Below are 18782 nucleotides of genomic sequence, written 5' to 3'. Positions count from 1 at the left end.
TGTAATTAATTTAATCTCTATTCTTGCATGACAAAATCTTTTCGAGAATTTATAGCTGCTGCCAGAAAATAAAACTCAATGGTTGTAAAAGTATAATCTTCAACAAAAAAATCTGGCATTTGAGAAGCTAAAAACATCATAATCGGAACGATAGTCACGGGATTAGCATATTTAACTTTAGAAGCGATTTGTAATAAAAAATTAGTGAATATCAATAATCCAGTCACTCCTTGTTCTACTAACACATTTAAAAATATGTTATGTGCATGAAAACCTTTCACTCCAAAAACTTTCACTCCTATATGTTCTGCAAAAACTCCTACACCTATACCAGTAATTGGTCTTTTAATAGTTTCAATAATAGCAGCTTGCCAAAGAGCAAACCTTGACAAAGCTGTTCCTACAGGACTAGGAAGTACTATATCACTCGGATTTGGTAAAAATAAATTAATTAATGGAAATATTTTACTATCCCCCAAACCAATTCTATATGTAGATACTGGGATAGATATAATACATAAAAACCATAAGCTAATTATAATAATCATTTTTTTTACATTAATAATTTTATATATCAATAAAAGAATTATACCAAAGATAAAAATTAACCAAGAATTTCTACTGGCAGAAAATGCTAGAGAAGTTAAAAAAAGAAATTCACTTATATATAATTCAATTTCGGAAATATTTTTTTGTTTTTCTAAAATCAGACTTAAACATAATCCAATGCTCATTATTACCCCAAACTGATTAGGATTTTGCATGATTGAACCAATTTGAGGATAAAAGCTGGGGAATTTTAGTAACTCAAAAATCCAATGATTGGGAACTAAAGCTTCTAAAAAACCAAAAACCGCAATTATCTGTAGTAAGTACAATATAGAACGATAGTAAAATATTAAAGATGATGTTTTGAATTTTCCATAAGTTAAGAATAGAAAAGAAGAAAATATTATAAAATAAGTAGAGTACTTAATAGTGTAAGTAATGGCGGTATTTGGAAATTGACTAACTAATGATGATACCCACATCCATAAATACAATATACTCAGAGATATCAAAATAGTTTTATTTTTTTTGATAATTTGTACCGTATCTTTTAAAGACAAACTAATTATACCAAAGCTGAATGCAGGAAGTAGTAAATAATGAATACCAATATTGATTCCAGGAAATTTAATTCGCCCTAAGAGCGAAGAAAATAGTATGAGTAGGAAAAATATATTAATCATAAATTTATTATTTGAAAGTGATTTTTGGATAAAATTAAGCATAATTTTGTAGTTAATAATTTAAAATATAATAATCTGTTAGCTTTCATTACAGTGAAAGCCAAAAAATCCGTCATAAGATTGCTTAAGCTGCTCGAAATAAGCTATGTTCCTCAATAGAACACACACGTTTTTCTTGAAGATATTTAATTTTTTGACAACACAAAACCTAAATTGTAAGCCAAATTGTAGATAAGAATAGGTTTTTTGATATTTTTTTGATCGATAATTTTCAACCCTGTGGAGGATATTATCACAAGACAGTTACTCACGGATATCAAACTAAAAATTTACTCTCAGGACTTTTTAGTGAGTTACTTGCCAAATTTTGAGAATATTTTCACCACTTCCACCGCCAGCAATAGTTTGTCCATCTGGGCTGATAGCAACGGCATAAATATATCCAGAACCCGTCTCTAAAGTGCGGATTTTTTCTCCTGTTAACGGATTCCACATTTTGATAGTCTTATCACTACTGCCACTGATAAGAGTGAGATTATTTAGAGTAGTGCTGGGCAAAAATACGACAGAATTAACCTTATCATTATGTCCCTTTAAGGTATGAATTAATTTTCCTGTCTCCAGATTCCACAATTTAATTGTCTTGTCGTTATTCCCACTGGCTAGGGTTTTGCCATCGGGAGCAAAAGCAACTGAAAGAACTGACCCACCATTTCCGTTGAGGGTGCGGATTAAGTTTCCAGTCTTTAGATTCCACAGTTTAATTGTTTTGTCCCAACTCCCACTAGCAAGGGTTTTGCCATCAGGACTGAAGACTACAGATTGAACACCATTGGTATGTCCTTCCAAGGTACGAATTAACTTCCCTGTCTCCAAATCCCAGAGTTTGATTTTTCTATCCTTACTAGCACTCCCACTGGCAAGGATTTTGCTATCAGGACTGAAAGCTACGGAAGTAACTCCGTCAGTATGTCCTTTGAGAGTGCGAATTAACTTTCCTGTTTCTACATTCCACAGTTTGATTGTCTTGTCTGCACCTCCACTGGCGAGGATCTTGCTATCAGGACTGAAGGCTATAGTCCAAATCCAATTGGAATGTCCTTCGAGAGTGCGGATTTCCTCTTTAGTAGCCAGATTCCATAGCTTGATTGTCTTGTCATCACTAGCACTACCAAGGATTTTGCCATCAGGACTGAAAGCTACCGAATTCACATCGCTAGAATGCCCTTTGAGAGATTTGGTTAGATAAGAACTTTCCAGGACATTTTTTTGGGAAGTGACAGGCTGAGAAATCGGCTCAGAAAACTCGCTTATTGCATTAGGACGAGTTTGGAAATACCAAACTCCCCCCCCCAATCCCAACACCAAAAGACTAGTACCTAAAATCAGTTGAGTTTTGAGCTTATTATTTGGTTTTGGTAAAGCTAGCTTAGTGTTTGCTGAAGTAGCTGTAAATGTTGGTGTAAGTAGAGTTGGGGGGATTGATGATAATGGTGGTAGCTGAGATGTCAAGTCAGCGATGACTTCATCAGTGGATTGGTAACGCTTTTGGATATCTAATTGCAACAGCTTATCCAAAACTTCACCCAATTCTACAGACAGAGAACCTCCGTCTTTACCTGGACTGTTCAAATATTGCTGCCAAGATGCAACCCAACCATAACCCTGCTGTATCCACAGTTGAGAGGGGCGAACCCCGGTCAGCAGGTGAAAGCAAGTCGCCCCCAAACTAAATAAATCACTGGCTGGGTAAGCTTTGCCATCTTGCATTTGTTCAAGCGCTGTGTAGCCGTGTGAGCCAATGACAGTGCCAATTTTAGTTTGCACTGTTACTGTTAGCTGCTTGGAGGCTCCAAAATCGATTAACACTAATCGCCGATCGCTTTGACGGCGAATAATATTTTGTGGTTTGATATCTCGGTGAATTACTCCGCGTACATGGATAAACTTCAGCACGGGGAGTAAATCTAGTAAAAGTTCCCGAATCTCTCTTTCGTTATAGCTTCCCCGCATCTCCCATTCTTTCAGCAAGTTTTGCCCATCAATAAACTCCTGTACCAAAAATAAATAGTTATTTTGCTCAAAATAAGCCAATAAAGTGGGAATTTGGGGATGTTCGGCTAGTTGTTGAAGTCGGCTCGCTTCTTGTTTAAATAGTTCAACGGCCTTTGTGAGCGGGCCAGTTCCTTGAACTTTTGGTGCAAATTGCTTGACAACGCAGCATTCATTTAGTTTATGTACATCTTCTGCCAGATAGGTTCTGCCAAATCCGCCCTCATCTGACAACACCCGAGTGGGACGATAGCGACCTCCCACTAGGGGTATCAATTCCGCTTCACAACTGTGACAATAGTTGTTTTTATCAGAATTTAGAGGTTTTTGGCAATCGGGATTCACGCAACAGAGCATACTGGGAATCCATTTCATTGGGGGTATATATTCATCTTAAGTCATGCAGTATAATCTCTCTTGTTAGTCAATCTCACTGAGATACGATACAAATCGCCAATTTACTTACCTCATCAGGTATTGAACAATTTAAATAACTTAAGAAAAAGTTGTACTGTTTAGTTATGCCTTTTGATTAATTGACTGGCGTGATTTCGATATGTATATTATGTATCCATTCTCTATTTATTAGTCCAACAGCATTTGGCTAACTGTGGCAAAATATATCGGTAAAAATCCGAAAAGCAGGAATTACAGTTTGTAGCTCTACGTGAAAACATAGTAAAACCTCACGATTCAGAATAGTTAAAGAATCAAGATACTAAATTTCAATTTACTATTCCAAATAATTTAAATTTATTTCCTGAGTGAAAAACAGTAAGTTAAATTAATCCATCATCTTAATACAAAAATGTCGGCAAAATTAGGAGCATAATTATGCTAGTAGAAAACAATAACTATCGTCGCAAATTCAATCAGATTTTAATTTACTGCTTGAGTAGTAGTTTGGCGATCGGGGTTAATGTACTGCCTATCGATGCTTTAGGAAAACCTCAAAATTATCAAGACTTTTTGATTGCCAAATCACCAGATGAGAGACAACCAGAAGCAGTAGAGAAAGGAATTGAGCAAATTCCTGCTCCTCAAGTTTCAGTATCTCCAAGACGGAAGCCATCTATTGAGTCACCAATACAGACTCGTCGGACATTAGCGAACTCAGACAATTCCGAGCGATCCTCTAATGTTTCCAATAATACCTCTAGTTCTAGATCGTCTAGACGTAGAGCTTCTAACTCAAACACTAATCGTTCTAATGTTGGCTCAGGGAGAATTCGTAAGCCAAGTTCTAACGTAGCTACAGTTAACAACCAAAATACCGAAAATTCACAAACACCTACTTATAAAGAAATTAACTTTGTCGATGTTGCATTGGGTATTCTGAGTAAAAATGACTTTCAATCTCAAGGTAGATATTTTCATTTCTACCAGTTTCAAGGTAGAGAAAATCAATTAGTACAAATTAGGCTTGTTGGCAGCAATGATACACGCAGAACAAATAACTTGAGTTTAAAACCCTTGTTGTTTCTGCACGATCCTGATAATAATATCATTGTCAAAAAAGGTACTTTGGATAAAAGCAGTGATGGCGATGATGCATTCATTTTTGCACGATTGCCTGTGAACGGTACTTACAAGATTGCAGTTACTAGCCAAGATCCTGGTGAGGTAGGTCGCTATAGTTTAGCTCTTAGAAATGATAGAGCTAGCTATACCTTAGATGAATCAGGTCAACTCAGTGCTAAAAGTTCAACCTTAAAACAAAATGGAGGTGCTTACAATGTTTCTAATTTTCAAGGTAAAAAAAATCAGCTTGTAAGTATTCGTGTAGATAGTGTTGATGAAGAGTTTTCTCCTTACATAGCTTTGCTAAATTCGCATGGACAGACGATCGCTATAGATAAAGACAAAGACAAAAATGGTCTCTATACTGCTTTAATTGACCGAGCTAGGTTACCTGAAGATGACACTTACTATATAGTTGTTACTTCCAAGAATCCACAGGAAAATGGTAAATATAGATTGACTATCTTCTAAGGAAATTTAATTTACTCAAGACGATTCCACGAAACTTCGGCTATCAAAATATTTGTAGCAAAAATTTCGGAAATTGCTGATATTATTTCCTGACACAACTGAGAGCAATACTTAGTTTAACGTTGTAGGCATCGCCTCTAAATCCTCAGATGAAAGGATGCCTACTAGTACTCGTACTAAATCTTCTAAACCTTCAGGAACTCGATAAAGTTTAATATCTTCTGTAACCTGCTTATTTTCTCTATGAAGTATACCAAATTTCCAATCATCTCCGTTGGTAACTGCTCCATATAAAATACCTGATTGATTATCTAGGGATTGATCTAGAGCTATTAATTCTACTGCTAGCTGTGTAAATCCTCTTCTAATATCTGATTGTTTGGCTTCAATCACTAATAGAGAGTTAGATTGATGTAAGTAATAATCAAAAGTACCTTTGAGTTTTTCATTAACATGAATTGGATACTCACTATATAGTTTAGCCTTCGTTTGAGCGCATATTTCAGCAAATATCGGTGCAATTAAAAATTCCCTTATTGATATCTCAGCGCTGGGATTAAAAAGCTTTATATTGCGCCGCAAATAATTTTGTAAAAATTCTAAATAGCTCAGTTCACCAAAGTATTTTGGTAATTCTAATTCTGTGCGATCGTAGCTGTAATCAAACTCAGCTAGTACGTCTATTGTTGGATTAGGCAACAAAAAGTATTGACTAAAAGTGTAACTTTGATCGGGTTTTAAAATCCTATATTTATTCATGATTTTTTATTTTGTACGAACCACACCACAGATAGGATCGCTGGAATATCAATATTTAAAGATGCGATAAATCCCGTCTTTACACCAGGATTTTAGGCTTATGTGAACCGGAAGTAAGTCGGCAAGAATAAACCAAACTAGATTACGAAACGTAAATACACTTAAACTCTTATAAATGACGATCGCCACGATTTCGCTTTATTTACGTCGTTCTACTTATTGATTGCTCCAGTTCTCACTTACTCAGACAACCGCCAAATTTTAATAGTATTGTCCTCGCTAGCGCTGACAAGGGTTTTGTTATCAGGGCTGAAGGTAACGGATGTCACGGTGTTAGTGTGCCCCGCCAATGTGACAATTTCCTCTCCTGTGGCTGGATTCCAAAGTTTGATGGTGCGATCGCGGCTACCACTAGCTAAAATTTTACCATCAGCACTGAAAGCTACGGTTGTGACAGTGTTGCTATGCCCTGTAAGAGTACGAATTTCTCTTCCGGTAGCTAAATTCCAGAGTTTGATAGTGCGATCGCGGCTACCACTAGCTAAAGTTTTACCATCTGGACTAATAGCCACGGTTGTTACTGTTTGAGAATTTCCTTCGAGTGTGCGGATTGAGTATCCTTTTACCAGATTCCAGATTTTGATGGTCTTGTCAAAACTGCCACTGGCAAGGATCGCACCATCTTCGTTCATGGCTACCGATCGCACCCAGAATGTATGCCCTGTAAGAGTACGAATTTGCTCTCCTGTTGCTAAATCCCAGATTTTGATGGTGTTATCATCACTACCACTAACTAAGGTTTGGCTATCAAGGCTGATGGCTAGGGCATGAATTGAGTCAGAATGCCCTACTAGTGTCCGAATTTGTTTTCCTGTTGCCAAATTCCAGATTTTGATGTTGTTGTCATCACCACCACTCACCAGAATTTTGCCATCTGGGCTAATCACCACGGTATTCACCTGCTGAGCATAAGTATTGAGTGAAGAGATTAGTTTTCCTGTTGCTAAATTCCAAAGTTTAATTTTGCGATCGTCGCCACTACTGGCAATGGTTTTGCCATCAGGGCTGATGGCGACAGATAAAACCGAGTTTTCGTGTCCTTGAAGGGTATTAGCCAATGAAACTTTGTCGAAGGAAATCTTTAGCGACTGACTCAAAACTGCATCATTTTGACCAGGACTATGGTGCTGAATTAACCTAGAAGACAAACTGGTTTGAATCCGGCGAAAATATTTATACCAAGATTCGCTGAATCCAAACAACAGAATCAAAGCACTTACCAAGATTAAAATTCTTAGTAGAGGATAACTTTTTGGTAAATATGATGCTTTAGTTGGTGGTATTTTTCCAGATGACTTACCTGCTGGTGGTAATGCAAGTAGTTGTTTTGGAGTCAAGTCTCTAAGAACTTCATCGGCTGATTGGTAACGTTCTTGAATGTCTTTTTTCAAAAGCTTGTCCATGACAAAATCCAATTCAGGATTTAATGGACTCCGTAAATATTGCCGCCAATTACTCACCCAAGCATACCCAGATTCCATCCACAACTGAAACGGGGAATTTCCCGTTAGCAAATGAAAGCAGGTAGCCCCTAAACCGAACAGATCGCTGGCGGGGAAAGCTTTACCATCTCTAATTTGTTCTAGAGGCGAATAACCATGTGAACCAATAGATGTGCCAGATTTATTTTGAACTCTGGCTGTAAATTGCTTTGAGGAACCAAAATCAATCAGACTTAATCGCCCATCACTTTTATGCCGGATAATATTTTCTGGCTTGATATCTCGATGAATAATTTGGCGATCGTGGATAAATTTCAGGATGGGCAGTAAATCTAGCAAAATAGCTTGAATTTCCCTAGGATTATATGTTTTGCGCTGTTGTAACTCCTTTAATAAATTTTCCCCATTGATATACTGCTGCACCAAATATAGACAGCCGTCCTGCTCAAAGTAAGCTAGGAGAGTCGGAATTTGGGGATGTTCTCCAAGGTCTTGTAATCGCTGCGCTTCTTCAGCAAACAACTCCATCGCCTTTTTTTGCGACCAAGTTCCTTGGAATTTTGGAGCTAATTGCTTAATTACACAGCGTTCATTGAGTTTATCTACATCTTCTGATAGATAGGTTCTCCCAAATCCCCCTTCATCTGAAAGGACTCGGATGACACGGAAGCGATTTCTTAAAAGTGACACCAGTGGAGTGCTACAACTTTGGCAAAACTTCTTTCCATTGGGATTCAGGGGATTTGGGCAATCGGGATTTAAGCAGCAGATCATGATCTGACAGGCGCGACTGCATGACAACTTAGGCTAAGTTTGCCCCGTATTTTCCCTGAAAAAATTAGCTCTCGCTTACTTGTGGTAGAAAAACCCTGTTCTGGGGATTAGGGGAATTACTTGTATCGGTTAGCGTTTGTAAATAGTAAGCTTTGACGCATTTAAATAGCATGTTTAGTCGTGAACTTGTCATTTGTCATTGGTCATTGGTCATTTGTCATTTGTGAATAACCAATGCCAATGCCCTATGCCCCATGCCAATACCTAATAACAGTCTTCTCCTGTGGAAAACGTTGCGGTAACACGAAAAAATGTGCTGTTTAGCGCATTAGCTTAGTTAGTTTTCCACAGATGAGGAAAACTACGAGAGCCATAGGATTAATTATTCTTTCGATTATATAATAATCTGAATAGAATTTTTTTCATAAGTGTTAGCCTTAGTAATTTTTCTTGTATATTAGCAATCAACAAGTGACTAAGTATTAAAGATTAACCCCGATTAATTAACCATTACGGACTAGAAAACTTAGTCACAATACTTACTAATTTAGTTTTTTGTATTTTCAATATTTCATGATTAATATTTATTTGATACTCGATCGACTTAACTATGCGACCTTGTTTATTTTATTCTTCCTCTCCATTTCCGAATGGCAGTAGCAGTTCTGACTAAAGGTGGCAGGTATACATCAGAATTTTCCTGTTGTGTAATTTCAGGTTGTCTAATTTTGTTATGTGTAATTTCCTGATGTTCAATTTCGTGTTGTTTAATACTTTTATTTTTCAATTTTTGGATAGTTAGACAGTTAGCTAAATTAGACAAATAATTTACCTCATTTAAAGCTTTTATGACTTCGTCCGCAGTTTTAAAGCGATCTTGTAAAGAAAATTTCACCATTTTTCCTAAAATTTTGGCAAAACTATCGCTAATATTTACCTCTTTTTGCCAAGCGATTTCACCAGTATTTGGGTCTTGGTCAAATTCTAAAGGACTTTTAGCGGTCAACATATAAATACAAGTTACACCCAATGCATAAATATCACTGGCATAAACTGGACGTAGAGAAAACTGTTCTGGTGGCGCAAATCCTAGAGTCCCGATAAAATTGGTGTTTGCAGATAAATTAATTGAGTTTTCACAAGCATCAATTAATTGTTCTTTGACTGCACCGAAATCTATTAGCACTATTCGCCCATCATCCTCACGCCGTAATAAATTTTGGGGTTTAATATCCCGATGAATCACCCGATGTTGATGAAGATACTGTAATACTGGTAAGAATTCTTGTAAAAACTGTTTCACTGAGGCTTCACTTTTAGTTCCAGTTTGCCGAACTTCTCGCGCTAAAGTCGAACTCTTTACGTATTCTTGAACTAAATAAAACTCCTGATTTACCTGAAAGTAGTCTAACAACATAGGAATTTGAGAATGACTACCAAGTTTAGCCAAGGTTTTTGCTTCTTTTTCAAAGTGCATACATGCCCTTTGCCAACTTTGGGGACTAGTCACTTTTGGACAAAGCTGTTTAATTACACACAAGGAATTCCCTGGCAATAAGATATTTTTGGCTAAAAATGTGATGCCAAAACCACCTCTACCCAAAACTTGGAGTATTTTATAGCGATCGCCAATTAACCGCTTGAAATTAGACATTTGACCAAGCTGAATCTGTTGGGAAAGGCGATCGTCAGAATCCGTAATTTTGTGAGAAAAGCGATCCATTAGTAGAGAATATCTGCTCTGAAGTGTTTTTAATTCTACGACAAATATTCTTTGGCATCAGTAACATTACTAGATCTTTGCTAAATCATCATTACTCTCCTAATGAAAAATTCAAAAAACAAAAATAAATTTATGTAAACATTACGGATTGACAAGAAAGAGTAAAACTGTATTAACAATTCATAATAATTTGTAACTACGTTATGGGCGGGGTCTAAATCCTACCCATAACACAACACGCTTGGCTTAAGGGTTATTAGTATAGATAATTGGTCTACAGAAGACGCGATAAATCGCATACAACATGGGAGTTTTGTTGCTTATTCTGAACTGTAATAATCCATAGAGGGACGAGCTGTAGTCTGATACTGTGTGTAGCTTGCTTTTCCATAGGGGTGCGAATACTCAGCTTAGGAATTACCAAGAAATAAATTATCTATTCTTGTGGGGTGGGTATCTTACCCGCCTATAGCCGAAGGCGGGCGAGACGCCATTGATGTCAACTTAAGGTTAAAACCCATTTGTCAACGATAGGTTTTGTGAGGAACGAAGTATAAAGGTGAACTTTTTTCTGACTTTTATACGCAAGTTGGGAGTGATGCTAATAAACAAAGCATTAATAGTCCCTGAAAAAGTTCGTTTTTTGTCCCTTTCAAACCGAATTTTTCAGCCTAAATGCTTATTGACATAGTAAGTTTGAGCTTAACTTGACACCAATGGCGAGACGCCGACCCCACAAGAAAGAATTGGATATTTTTTTACTTGGAAGTCTCTTAGCTAGGTATCAGTTTAATTACAAATTACGAATTAGTAATTATCATTGATTTCTAAGGCACTTCAATGGGAATCAAAACATTTTCTGGCAAATAGTTGCAAAAACGTCCTTCATCTGCAAGCACCAAAATCAGGCGCAGGGTATAATCTGGGGGAACTTGCAAATCTGCCCAAGGTACTGCCAACTCTAAACAACTATTTATTGCTACTTGAGCGCGACTGAAACGAGGTTGCCATTGATAATTGTCTCCAGCTTCCCGAAATTGAATCGATTGCGTTAGCAAGTTAACTTCTAGAAGATGGTGGAAAAGGTAATTAAGTGGGGCTGCATCTGGTAAATCTGCTAAAGGAACTGGGCTGTTGACCATTGTTTTTTCTGGATAGAACCACAGCAAATTTAACTCTGTCGGCAAATCGTGCCCTGGTGTAGCACCAGTTTTAAAGTCCAACCGCACGTAGAAATTTAGGTGATCGACTCCATACCAAAGTCGCTGGATGACGCTGCTATTGTGCATTGTCCCCCGCGCCCCGCCTATTTCTATGCGTCCCGCTTTATCCCAATCTTGTTCATCACCTTTACCATCAATGACAGGATGAATAAATCCTTGTGGAGTGTGGTTTGCCTGTGCTTCGTGGACTTCGACTGGTTGCTTGAGATACGGCGGAACGGGTTCATTTAATGCCTTGTAAATGCCAAATAAATGTTCTCGAAACAGCTGATCGAAGATGGCATCTTGATTTGAGGAGTGTCCTGCACCAAACCACCAGAACCAGTCAGAACCCTCTGCAGCATACAATGCTTCCCAGGCTTCTGGATTGTTTTCTTCCGTAGCTTCGGGATGACTTGCGAGCATTTCCCTGGCTTGTGTCAAGTAATCCCAAGCCCGATTTTTGGCAGGATCGCCGATCCAAGTGGTGAAGCTGCCATCTACCCAAGAACCGCTATGTAGTTGTCCTCCAGGGATGGTGGCTGTGGCTGGAAATTCTTCGAGAAATTCGGAGACAGTGACGAGTTTGAGATGAGGTTCATCGCTTAAGCTTTGATATAAAGCTTCTAAGAAAGGTTTGCCGTCTTGGGGATAAAATTCCCAGCAATTCTCGCCATCTAAAGCGATGGTAACTAGCCAAGGTTGGTCACTTTGGCTATCTCTTTGCATTTTAGCGATCGCTTGTAAATGTCCCACTAAATCCGCAGCTGCCTTTTTTGCTGGCATGGCGCTGTAGGTAAAGCCAATCAAATCTGATAATCTGTGGTCACGAAACACAATGGACAAATCACCCTCTGCGGTTTGGAGGCGATAGGGTCGGTACAATAGTTCTGGTTGCTGCACATTCCCCGCCCCATCCCGATGAAAAAAGTGTCTCAGCGTCCACCCTAAGACGGCTTCATCTGAGCATATCCACTTAAATCCTTGGTTAATAATGTGTGGAAGTACTGCCGGACTTACTGACTGTTCCGAAGGCCACAAACCGCGAGGTATCTGTCCAAAGCGGTCTTGATAAAACTTCCAAGCTTTCTGTAAGTGGCGGGGAATATCTTCTGCCCACTGAAAGCGCTGCTTCGGCAGTGTCATATTTGGCACAGCTACTCGACCGGAATTAGTATCAGCTAACAATGGTAAAATTGGGTGAGTGTAGGGCGTGGTGGTAACTTCTAGCTGTCCTGATTCCTGCATTTTCCGGTGTTGGGGGATAATGCGGCTGAGAATTTCTCGCTGTTTGGAATAAATGCGCTGGCGATCGCTTAAAGTAAAATTCCGACCCTGTTTTAACCAAGTAGCAATTGCTGGATCATCCCAAAACAGCGGATCGATCCAAGCCAAATTGTGCCAAGCTAGCAAATCACCATAATCTGGCAATTCCCAATTTGCTAAACACCAAGCTTGCCCTTTTTCCTGTCTTTGCTGGTACAACTCGGCATAGCGGGGATGAGGGTCAATCAGAGTGTGGTGATTGGCATCGAAAAAGTGTTGGATAATAAATTCCCGCTGTTGCTGGGTGATTTGTTCATCCGGTGTCAAGCTGGCTGTAAGGTAAGGGTCAAAAGCAGTGCCAGCAATATAATCTTCCAGTTGCAATATCAACGATGGTACTAAATTAACCGTTTGGTGTAACTTAGGATACTGCTCTAGAAGTAATACCAAATCCAAATAATCTTTAGTCCCATGCAAGCGTACCCAAGGTAAGCGGTACTGCTGACTAGGAGATAGCGAAATGCCGCTGCCAGGGGACTTGTACAGCGGCTGATGTTGATGCCAGATAAAAGCGATGTAGAGAGGATGGGACATAGCGAGTGATTAGGGATTAGGGATTGGGAGTTACAAATTAGGGGTTAGGTATTAATGATAAATTATGAATGAAAAAATCCATTCTTCCCCAGTCCCCATTACCTCTTATCCCCAGTCCCCAACGATGTACTGAGCTTGTCGTTGGCTCAGCCTCTCACAGAGAAGTGTCCCCAATGCACAGTTCTAGACTACTTGCTCAATTTCTGCAATTTCGGGAATCATTTCCTTTAGGCGGCGCTCAATACCCATTCTCAGGGTCATTGCAGAACTGGGACAAGAACCACAGGCACCCTGTAACCGCAGTTTGACAATAGGCCCATCGAGTTCGACGAGTTCCACGTTGCCGCCATCAGACATAAGATAAGGGCGCATTTCATCTAAAACTGTTTCAACGTTGTCAATTGTGAGTTCCATAGTTTAGACCTGTTTAGTTAGGGATGGGAATTGTATTGGGTATTGGGTATTGGGTATTGGGTATTGGGCATTTGGTATTGGGCATTGGGAAAATACTTACTACAACTTCTCTTGTCTCCCTCGGCTCCTCTGCCTCTTGAGATTCCTATGCACCGTCACCCATTGCCCATTATCCAAAATTTTCTTTTTCAGCTTTGTTAAATTGATCCTAGATCTAATTGCCGCTATATTGTTAGGCGTCAGTTTTTAATGACTTTTTACTAAACAACTGCTGATTTTAGGAACTTATATTTTGTGATTAGCTGAACAAATTTGTTATGTAAGCCTTTTTCCCTCCTTTCCTACTTTAGCGTTTAAAGTTGCGAACAGAAGGCGGAGAGTGGTGAGAAATCAATTCAAAATTCAAAATTGTTCGCGCAACATCTTCTAAAAAACAAAAAGACTGGGTGAGATGTAGCTTGAGCTTTCCGTAGGGTACTGCCAATGCCCAATGCCCAACTCAATACTCAACACTGTTTGTTGAGTCACTATCATTAGATGAAACTATCACCGGTTTTTGATATAGTGGCACTGTGAATGTGACTGTTGAGCCAAGTCCTTCGCCCAGACTGTAGAAATGTACCTCGCCGCCCATCGCTTCCACGAGCTTCTGGGAAATTGCTAGTCCCAAACCTGTACCACCATACTGGCGAGTTCGGGAGCCATCCACCTGAGAAAATAATTGAAACAGTTTATCTTGTTTGTCTAAGGAAACACCGATGCCTGTGTCTGCCACACGGACTTTTACCATACCTGGAAATTGCTGCTCTTGAAATTGCGCCTTTGTCTTGTTGAGTACTAAATCGGCGCTGACGGTGACGCCGCCTTCATGAGTAAATTTAATCGCATTACCTACCAAGTTCAACATAACTTGTAGTAGCCTTTGGTAATTGCTTTGGACAATAATTTCATCGGAGGTAGCAGGCATTTGCATCCGAAAGCTGAGGTTTCTCATTTCTGCTTGGGGACGCATGAAATTTTCTACATCACTAAATAGCTCATCTAGTTTGACTGGAGCGTAAGCTAACTCCATTTTCCCAGCTTCGATTTTAGCAATGTCTAAAATATCGTTGATGATATTCAGCAGGTGTATTGATAACTGATGAGCTTCTTGTAAAAACTGGTTTTGTTCTTCTGGGTCATCTGCCATCCCTTCCAAAATCAACTTCAAAAAGCCAATCATCCCGTTAAGGGGGGTACGGATTTCATGGGATACGTTGGCCAGAAACTCACTTTTGAGGCGGGAAGCTTCTTCGGCTTTTTTACGAGCTGTCTCTAATTCTTCATATAAAGTAGCATGAGCGATCGCAGTTCCCAATTGATCGGCTGCTTCTTTTGCCAGTTCTAATTCCGATTCTGTTAATGTGTAACATTCATCCTGCCAACTCAAGGCAATCAACCCATTGGCTTTGTCTTGATAGCAAGTCGCAACAACTAAAGTTTTCTGCTGCCCAAACCCCATATATCCAGGCATTTCCACCACAACTGGTTCTAGGGTTGCTAAAGCCTGAGCAAAGGCTGGTTCAGAAGCTATATCTATTTCTGACCCAAGCATTGCCTTGAGTTCTGGTTGGTGATATTCAGCCTTCACCTCTACTTTTGAACTACAAGGCTGATAAGGACAAATAATGCATCGTTCCAACCGCAATACTTTTCCCAAACTGTCAACTGTTTGCTGCCAAATAAGATGTAAATCCAATGTCCGCCGAATATTCCGGGTAATCCGATTTACGAGTTTTTGATGTTGTTGCGAACGTAAAGCCAACTCTATTTGTGTGGGGGCTTTTGATCGTACACCAACTTGTTTTTTACTGAGTGTTGCTTGTAATAAGCGTCCCATCACTAAAGCTGTAGTGGCAGCTGTTCCCAAACTTGGCATAATCGGACTAATCACTAAGTCCAACTCAAATAATTCCTGCCGATAGCTAAACCAGCACTGAAACCTTTCTGGGACTAAACTTGTCAAAATTCGGTGCAATCGTTCCAAATAGGCAACTTTATCCACCGGAGCAAAGGTTTGGGTGTGGTTCAGTTCATCAACTATTTTTTCGCTCTTTAACCCCAGGAGTTCGCTGTGCTGCCAACAAAAGGTCAGATAGCGCCCTGCCCCATCTTGCGTATACACCAACTCGGCTCCTAGAGTTGGTAATGAGTCATCAGTCTTACTGATAATAGATTCCTGATTTTGGGAAAATATATTCGGCAATTGGGAATTGGCAGTGATAATCATTAATTGAGTTGGATAAACAAACGGTATCCGACCAGGATTTTACCAAAGCTGCTCAAATCTTGGCATAAATTTTTACAGCTTTTACATTTTTAATTGGGTATTTTTTAGTATTCCGAAATTCAGATTCGCAAACTTTACTTTTGTTAAGTAGAATTGACAGCTGGTTAATAATGTCAATCGTTCCATTCACCGCGAGGAGGAACGGGAGTACGCACAGGCGTGCGTGTCAGTTCATCATCTCTTAGTATTTCACCCCGCAACCACTGGCGAATTGCTACTTCAATCACTTTACTGGGATCGTTAGTGAGATGCTGAATTTGCTCTAGTAATTCCGAATCTAGGCGGACAGCAATTTCTACCTTATCGGCTGGTGTGTTTTCCGCTTCGGTAGCTTTATGTTGGATATTCATAGGTTTATATACTCTGAATTGGTTTTGTTTAAAGCTTTGTAAAGTAGTTATATTCATAATTTGGGCTAATTCACTGAAAATCTTCAAAGGTATAGTTACATAGTTCCCTGAAATAGCACCAAAGTAACAGCTTTAAGTTTTAACTCGCATTTTTCATATAACTGACTAGACAAGAGCTTCTCTAGAAGTGTTGTCGGCAAATCAGTGATTCCGGACAATTACGGGTGGCAATTGCCCACGATCCCTACATGTACTTATTTACATTCATTGTAAGCTCCAAGCTGATGAATACTAACAGCGACAAATAGACTTTCATAATATTCTTAAAAGTCCACCTATTTATATGCAAAGTTAAAGATGGGGTGAAGAGGGGACTGGGGACTGGGGACTGGGTACTGGGTATTAGGATTAGGATTAGGAAAACTGTTCCTTAGTCTCTAGTCCCTAGTACCGCAACGCGTAATTCGTAATTCGTAATTCGTAATTATGATTACGTAAAGGTTCTACAGATTTAAAATGGGTGGTTTATTTCCGCCGTGTGGGACTAGTCCCTAATCCCCAGTCCCTAATCCCCAATCCCCAGTCCTCACTAAAACCGGAGCGTCTTGGCGAATAAAGCATTAAAATACATTAAGTAAATTGCTCTTTTAACTTTGGTTGCTGCTAAGGCAAAGATAGTATATGACTGACGTTCCCGCAGTTCGCATTCGCAATTTTTGTATTATTGCTCACATCGACCACGGGAAATCAACTCTCGCCGATCGCTTGCTACAAGCTACTGGCACTGTTGAAGACCGACAGATGAAGGAACAGTTTCTTGACAATATGGATCTAGAACGGGAGCGCGGCATTACGATTAAGCTGCAAGCTGCCCGCATGAATTACACAGCCAAAGATGGTCAGCAATATGTGCTGAATTTAATTGATACTCCAGGGCATGTGGATTTCTCTTATGAAGTGTCGCGTTCTCTTGTTGCTTGTGAAGGAGCGCTATTGGTAGTAGATGCGTCCCAAGGTGTAGAAGCGCAAACTTTGGCGAATGTATATTTAGCGTTAGAGAGTAATCTGGAAATTATCCCGGTTTTGAATAAAATCGATTTGCCAGGAGCTGAACCAGAACGGGTAATTGGCGAAATAGAAGAAATTATCGGTCTAGATTGCAGTGGTGCGATTCTGGCTTCTGCGAAAGAAGGAATTGGTATTGATGAGATTTTAGAAGCTGTAGTTGAGCGGGTACCGCCACCGCCGAACACCATCAATGAACGCTTACGAGCGTTAATTTTTGATAGTTATTACGACAGCTATCGAGGAGTGATCGTCTATTTCCGAGTGATGGATGGCACTTTGAAAAAAGGCGATCGCATCCATTTAATGGCATCCGGGAAAGAATTTGAAATTGATGAATTAGGTGTACTTTCTCCGACTCAAAAGCAAGTCGACGAACTGCACGCTGGCGAAGTAGGCTATTTGGGAGCGGCAATTAAAGCTGTCGCTGATGCACGGGTAGGAGACACAATTACCCTCAGTAAAGCCAAAGCAGAGGCACCTTTACCAGGTTACGCAGAAGCAAACCCGATGGTTTTTTGCGGTATGTTCCCCATTGACGCCGATCAATTTGAAGATTTGCGGGAAGCCTTAGAAAAACTAGAACTCAACGATGCAGCACTACATTACGAACCAGAAACTTCTAGTGCAATGGGGTTTGGCTTCCGTTGCGGGTTCTTGGGTTTGCTGCATATGGAAATTGTCCAAGAACGCCTAGAGCGAGAATATAACCTAGATTTAATCATTACAGCCCCTTCAGTGGTTTATAAGGTGATCACTCTGAAAGGTGAGGAACTGTACATCGATAACCCTAGTCGTTTACCTTCTCCCAACGATCGCGAAAGAATTGAAGAACCCTATGTTCAAGTAGAAATGATTACGCCGGAAACCTATGTCGGCAGCTTGATGGAGTTGTCACAAAATCGCCGTGGCATTTTTAAAGATATGAAATATCTTACCCAAGGGCGAACCACACTCACTTACGAACTACCATTGGCGGAGGTTGTCACCGACTTTTTTGACCAAATGAAATCGCGATCGCGCGGTTATGCCAGTATGGAATATCATCTGATTGGCTACCGTGAAAATCCCCTTGTGAAGCTGGATATTATGATCAACGGCGATCCGGTGGATTCCTTGGCGATGATTGTCCATCGCGATAAAGCTTACAACGTCGGGCGATCGATGGCAGAAAAACTCAAAGAACTTATTCCCCGCCATCAATTTAAAGTACCAATTCAAGCATCAATTGGCAGTAAAGTGATCGCCAGCGAACATATTCCTGCTTTAAGAAAAGATGTGCTAGCTAAGTGCTATGGTGGTGACATCAGTCGAAAGAAGAAACTTTTACAGAAGCAAGCAAAAGGTAAAAAACGGATGAAATCCGTGGGTACCGTCGATGTACCTCAGGAAGCCTTTATGGCAGTGCTGCGTTTAGATCAAAGCTAATTTGATTGTACTTAGTCCTCAAAGAGGATTAGCTGCAAGCAACAATATCTCAAACTCTGGTAACTTTACAAATATTCAGCCGCCTTCCAAGGCAGTTGGA

General features: G+C 39.7%; 11 protein-coding genes. 2 read left to right on the top strand and 9 right to left on the bottom strand.

Features of this window, described 5'->3' with window-relative positions; all coding sequences use genetic code 11:
- Nucleotides 1–17: 17 nt before the first annotated feature.
- Nucleotides 18–1274 (bottom strand): O-antigen ligase family protein, encoded by a 1257-nt coding sequence (locus ACFG4S_RS33620; RefSeq protein ID WP_392533164.1) that lies wholly within the window; start codon nucleotides 1272–1274, stop codon nucleotides 18–20.
- 303 nt (nucleotides 1275–1577) lie between these two features.
- Nucleotides 1578–3641, bottom strand: a complete 2064-nt coding sequence (locus tag ACFG4S_RS33615) for a protein kinase (protein WP_392533163.1) — start codon at nucleotides 3639–3641, stop codon at nucleotides 1578–1580.
- A 477-nt stretch (nucleotides 3642–4118) separates the two neighbouring features.
- Here ACFG4S_RS33615 and ACFG4S_RS33610 point away from each other — a divergent pair, with 477 nt between their 5' ends.
- The gene (locus tag ACFG4S_RS33610; RefSeq protein ID WP_392533162.1) at nucleotides 4119–5276 is read left to right on the top strand and encodes a peptidase; all 1158 of its coding nucleotides are present in this window, start codon (nucleotides 4119–4121) and stop codon (nucleotides 5274–5276) included.
- 111 nt (nucleotides 5277–5387) lie between these two features.
- On the opposite strand, the gene ACFG4S_RS33605 is transcribed toward ACFG4S_RS33610, so the two are convergent.
- From ACFG4S_RS33605 to ACFG4S_RS33575, 7 genes are all read right to left on the bottom strand, one after another.
- Nucleotides 5388–6035, bottom strand: coding sequence for a hypothetical protein (locus ACFG4S_RS33605; protein ID WP_392533161.1), 648 nt, complete (start codon nucleotides 6033–6035; stop codon nucleotides 5388–5390).
- Nucleotides 6036–6274: 239 nt separating this feature from the next.
- Nucleotides 6275–8311 (bottom strand): protein kinase, encoded by a 2037-nt coding sequence (locus ACFG4S_RS33600; protein ID WP_392533160.1) that lies wholly within the window; start codon nucleotides 8309–8311, stop codon nucleotides 6275–6277.
- Nucleotides 8312–8933: 622 nt separating this feature from the next.
- Nucleotides 8934–10034, bottom strand: a complete 1101-nt coding sequence (locus ACFG4S_RS33595) for a protein kinase (RefSeq protein WP_392533159.1) — start codon at nucleotides 10032–10034, stop codon at nucleotides 8934–8936.
- An 827-nt stretch (nucleotides 10035–10861) separates the two neighbouring features.
- Entirely contained in the window at nucleotides 10862–13096 is a 2235-nt protein-coding gene (locus ACFG4S_RS33590) for a glycoside hydrolase (RefSeq protein ID WP_392533158.1), read from the bottom strand.
- A gap of 183 nt (nucleotides 13097–13279) precedes the next feature.
- The gene (locus ACFG4S_RS33585; protein WP_069069965.1) at nucleotides 13280–13510 is read right to left on the bottom strand and encodes a NifU family protein; all 231 of its coding nucleotides are present in this window, start codon (nucleotides 13508–13510) and stop codon (nucleotides 13280–13282) included.
- Nucleotides 13511–14009: 499 nt separating this feature from the next.
- Nucleotides 14010–15779 (bottom strand): ATP-binding protein, encoded by a 1770-nt coding sequence (locus tag ACFG4S_RS33580; protein ID WP_392533157.1) that lies wholly within the window; start codon nucleotides 15777–15779, stop codon nucleotides 14010–14012.
- A gap of 173 nt (nucleotides 15780–15952) precedes the next feature.
- Nucleotides 15953–16189: a hypothetical protein gene (locus ACFG4S_RS33575; protein ID WP_392533156.1), complete on the bottom strand. Its 237-nt coding sequence runs from the start codon at nucleotides 16187–16189 to the stop codon at nucleotides 15953–15955.
- Between the two features lie 681 nt (nucleotides 16190–16870).
- On the opposite strand from ACFG4S_RS33575, the gene lepA reads away from it, so the two are divergent.
- Nucleotides 16871–18682 (top strand): translation elongation factor 4, encoded by a 1812-nt coding sequence (gene lepA / locus ACFG4S_RS33570; RefSeq protein WP_392533155.1) that lies wholly within the window; start codon nucleotides 16871–16873, stop codon nucleotides 18680–18682.
- The last annotated feature ends 100 nt before the right edge of the window (nucleotides 18683–18782 follow it).

Source organism: Nostoc sp. C117 (assembly GCF_043099735.1).
Lineage (GTDB): Bacteria > Cyanobacteriota > Cyanobacteriia > Cyanobacteriales > Nostocaceae > Nostoc.
The sequence above is the reverse complement of the archived record's forward strand: the minus strand, read 5'-3'. Positions and strand labels throughout refer to the sequence as shown.

Excerpts from the sequence above, each read along its gene's own strand:
- ACFG4S_RS33620 (WP_392533164.1), bottom strand. The coding sequence starts at position 1,274 with ATGCTTAATTTTATCCAAAAATCACTTTCAAATAATAAATTTATGATT.
- ACFG4S_RS33615 (WP_392533163.1), bottom strand. The coding sequence starts at position 3,641 with ATGCTCTGTTGCGTGAATCCCGATTGCCAAAAACCTCTAAATTCTGAT.
- ACFG4S_RS33610 (WP_392533162.1), top strand. The coding sequence starts at position 4,119 with ATGCTAGTAGAAAACAATAACTATCGTCGCAAATTCAATCAGATTTTA.
- ACFG4S_RS33605 (WP_392533161.1), bottom strand. The coding sequence starts at position 6,035 with ATGAATAAATATAGGATTTTAAAACCCGATCAAAGTTACACTTTTAGT.
- ACFG4S_RS33600 (WP_392533160.1), bottom strand. The coding sequence starts at position 8,311 with ATGATCTGCTGCTTAAATCCCGATTGCCCAAATCCCCTGAATCCCAAT.
- ACFG4S_RS33595 (WP_392533159.1), bottom strand. The coding sequence starts at position 10,034 with ATGGATCGCTTTTCTCACAAAATTACGGATTCTGACGATCGCCTTTCC.
- ACFG4S_RS33590 (WP_392533158.1), bottom strand. The coding sequence starts at position 13,096 with ATGTCCCATCCTCTCTACATCGCTTTTATCTGGCATCAACATCAGCCG.
- ACFG4S_RS33585 (WP_069069965.1), bottom strand. The coding sequence starts at position 13,510 with ATGGAACTCACAATTGACAACGTTGAAACAGTTTTAGATGAAATGCGC.
- ACFG4S_RS33580 (WP_392533157.1), bottom strand. The coding sequence starts at position 15,779 with ATGATTATCACTGCCAATTCCCAATTGCCGAATATATTTTCCCAAAAT.
- ACFG4S_RS33575 (WP_392533156.1), bottom strand. The coding sequence starts at position 16,189 with ATGAATATCCAACATAAAGCTACCGAAGCGGAAAACACACCAGCCGAT.
- lepA (WP_392533155.1), top strand. The coding sequence starts at position 16,871 with ATGACTGACGTTCCCGCAGTTCGCATTCGCAATTTTTGTATTATTGCT.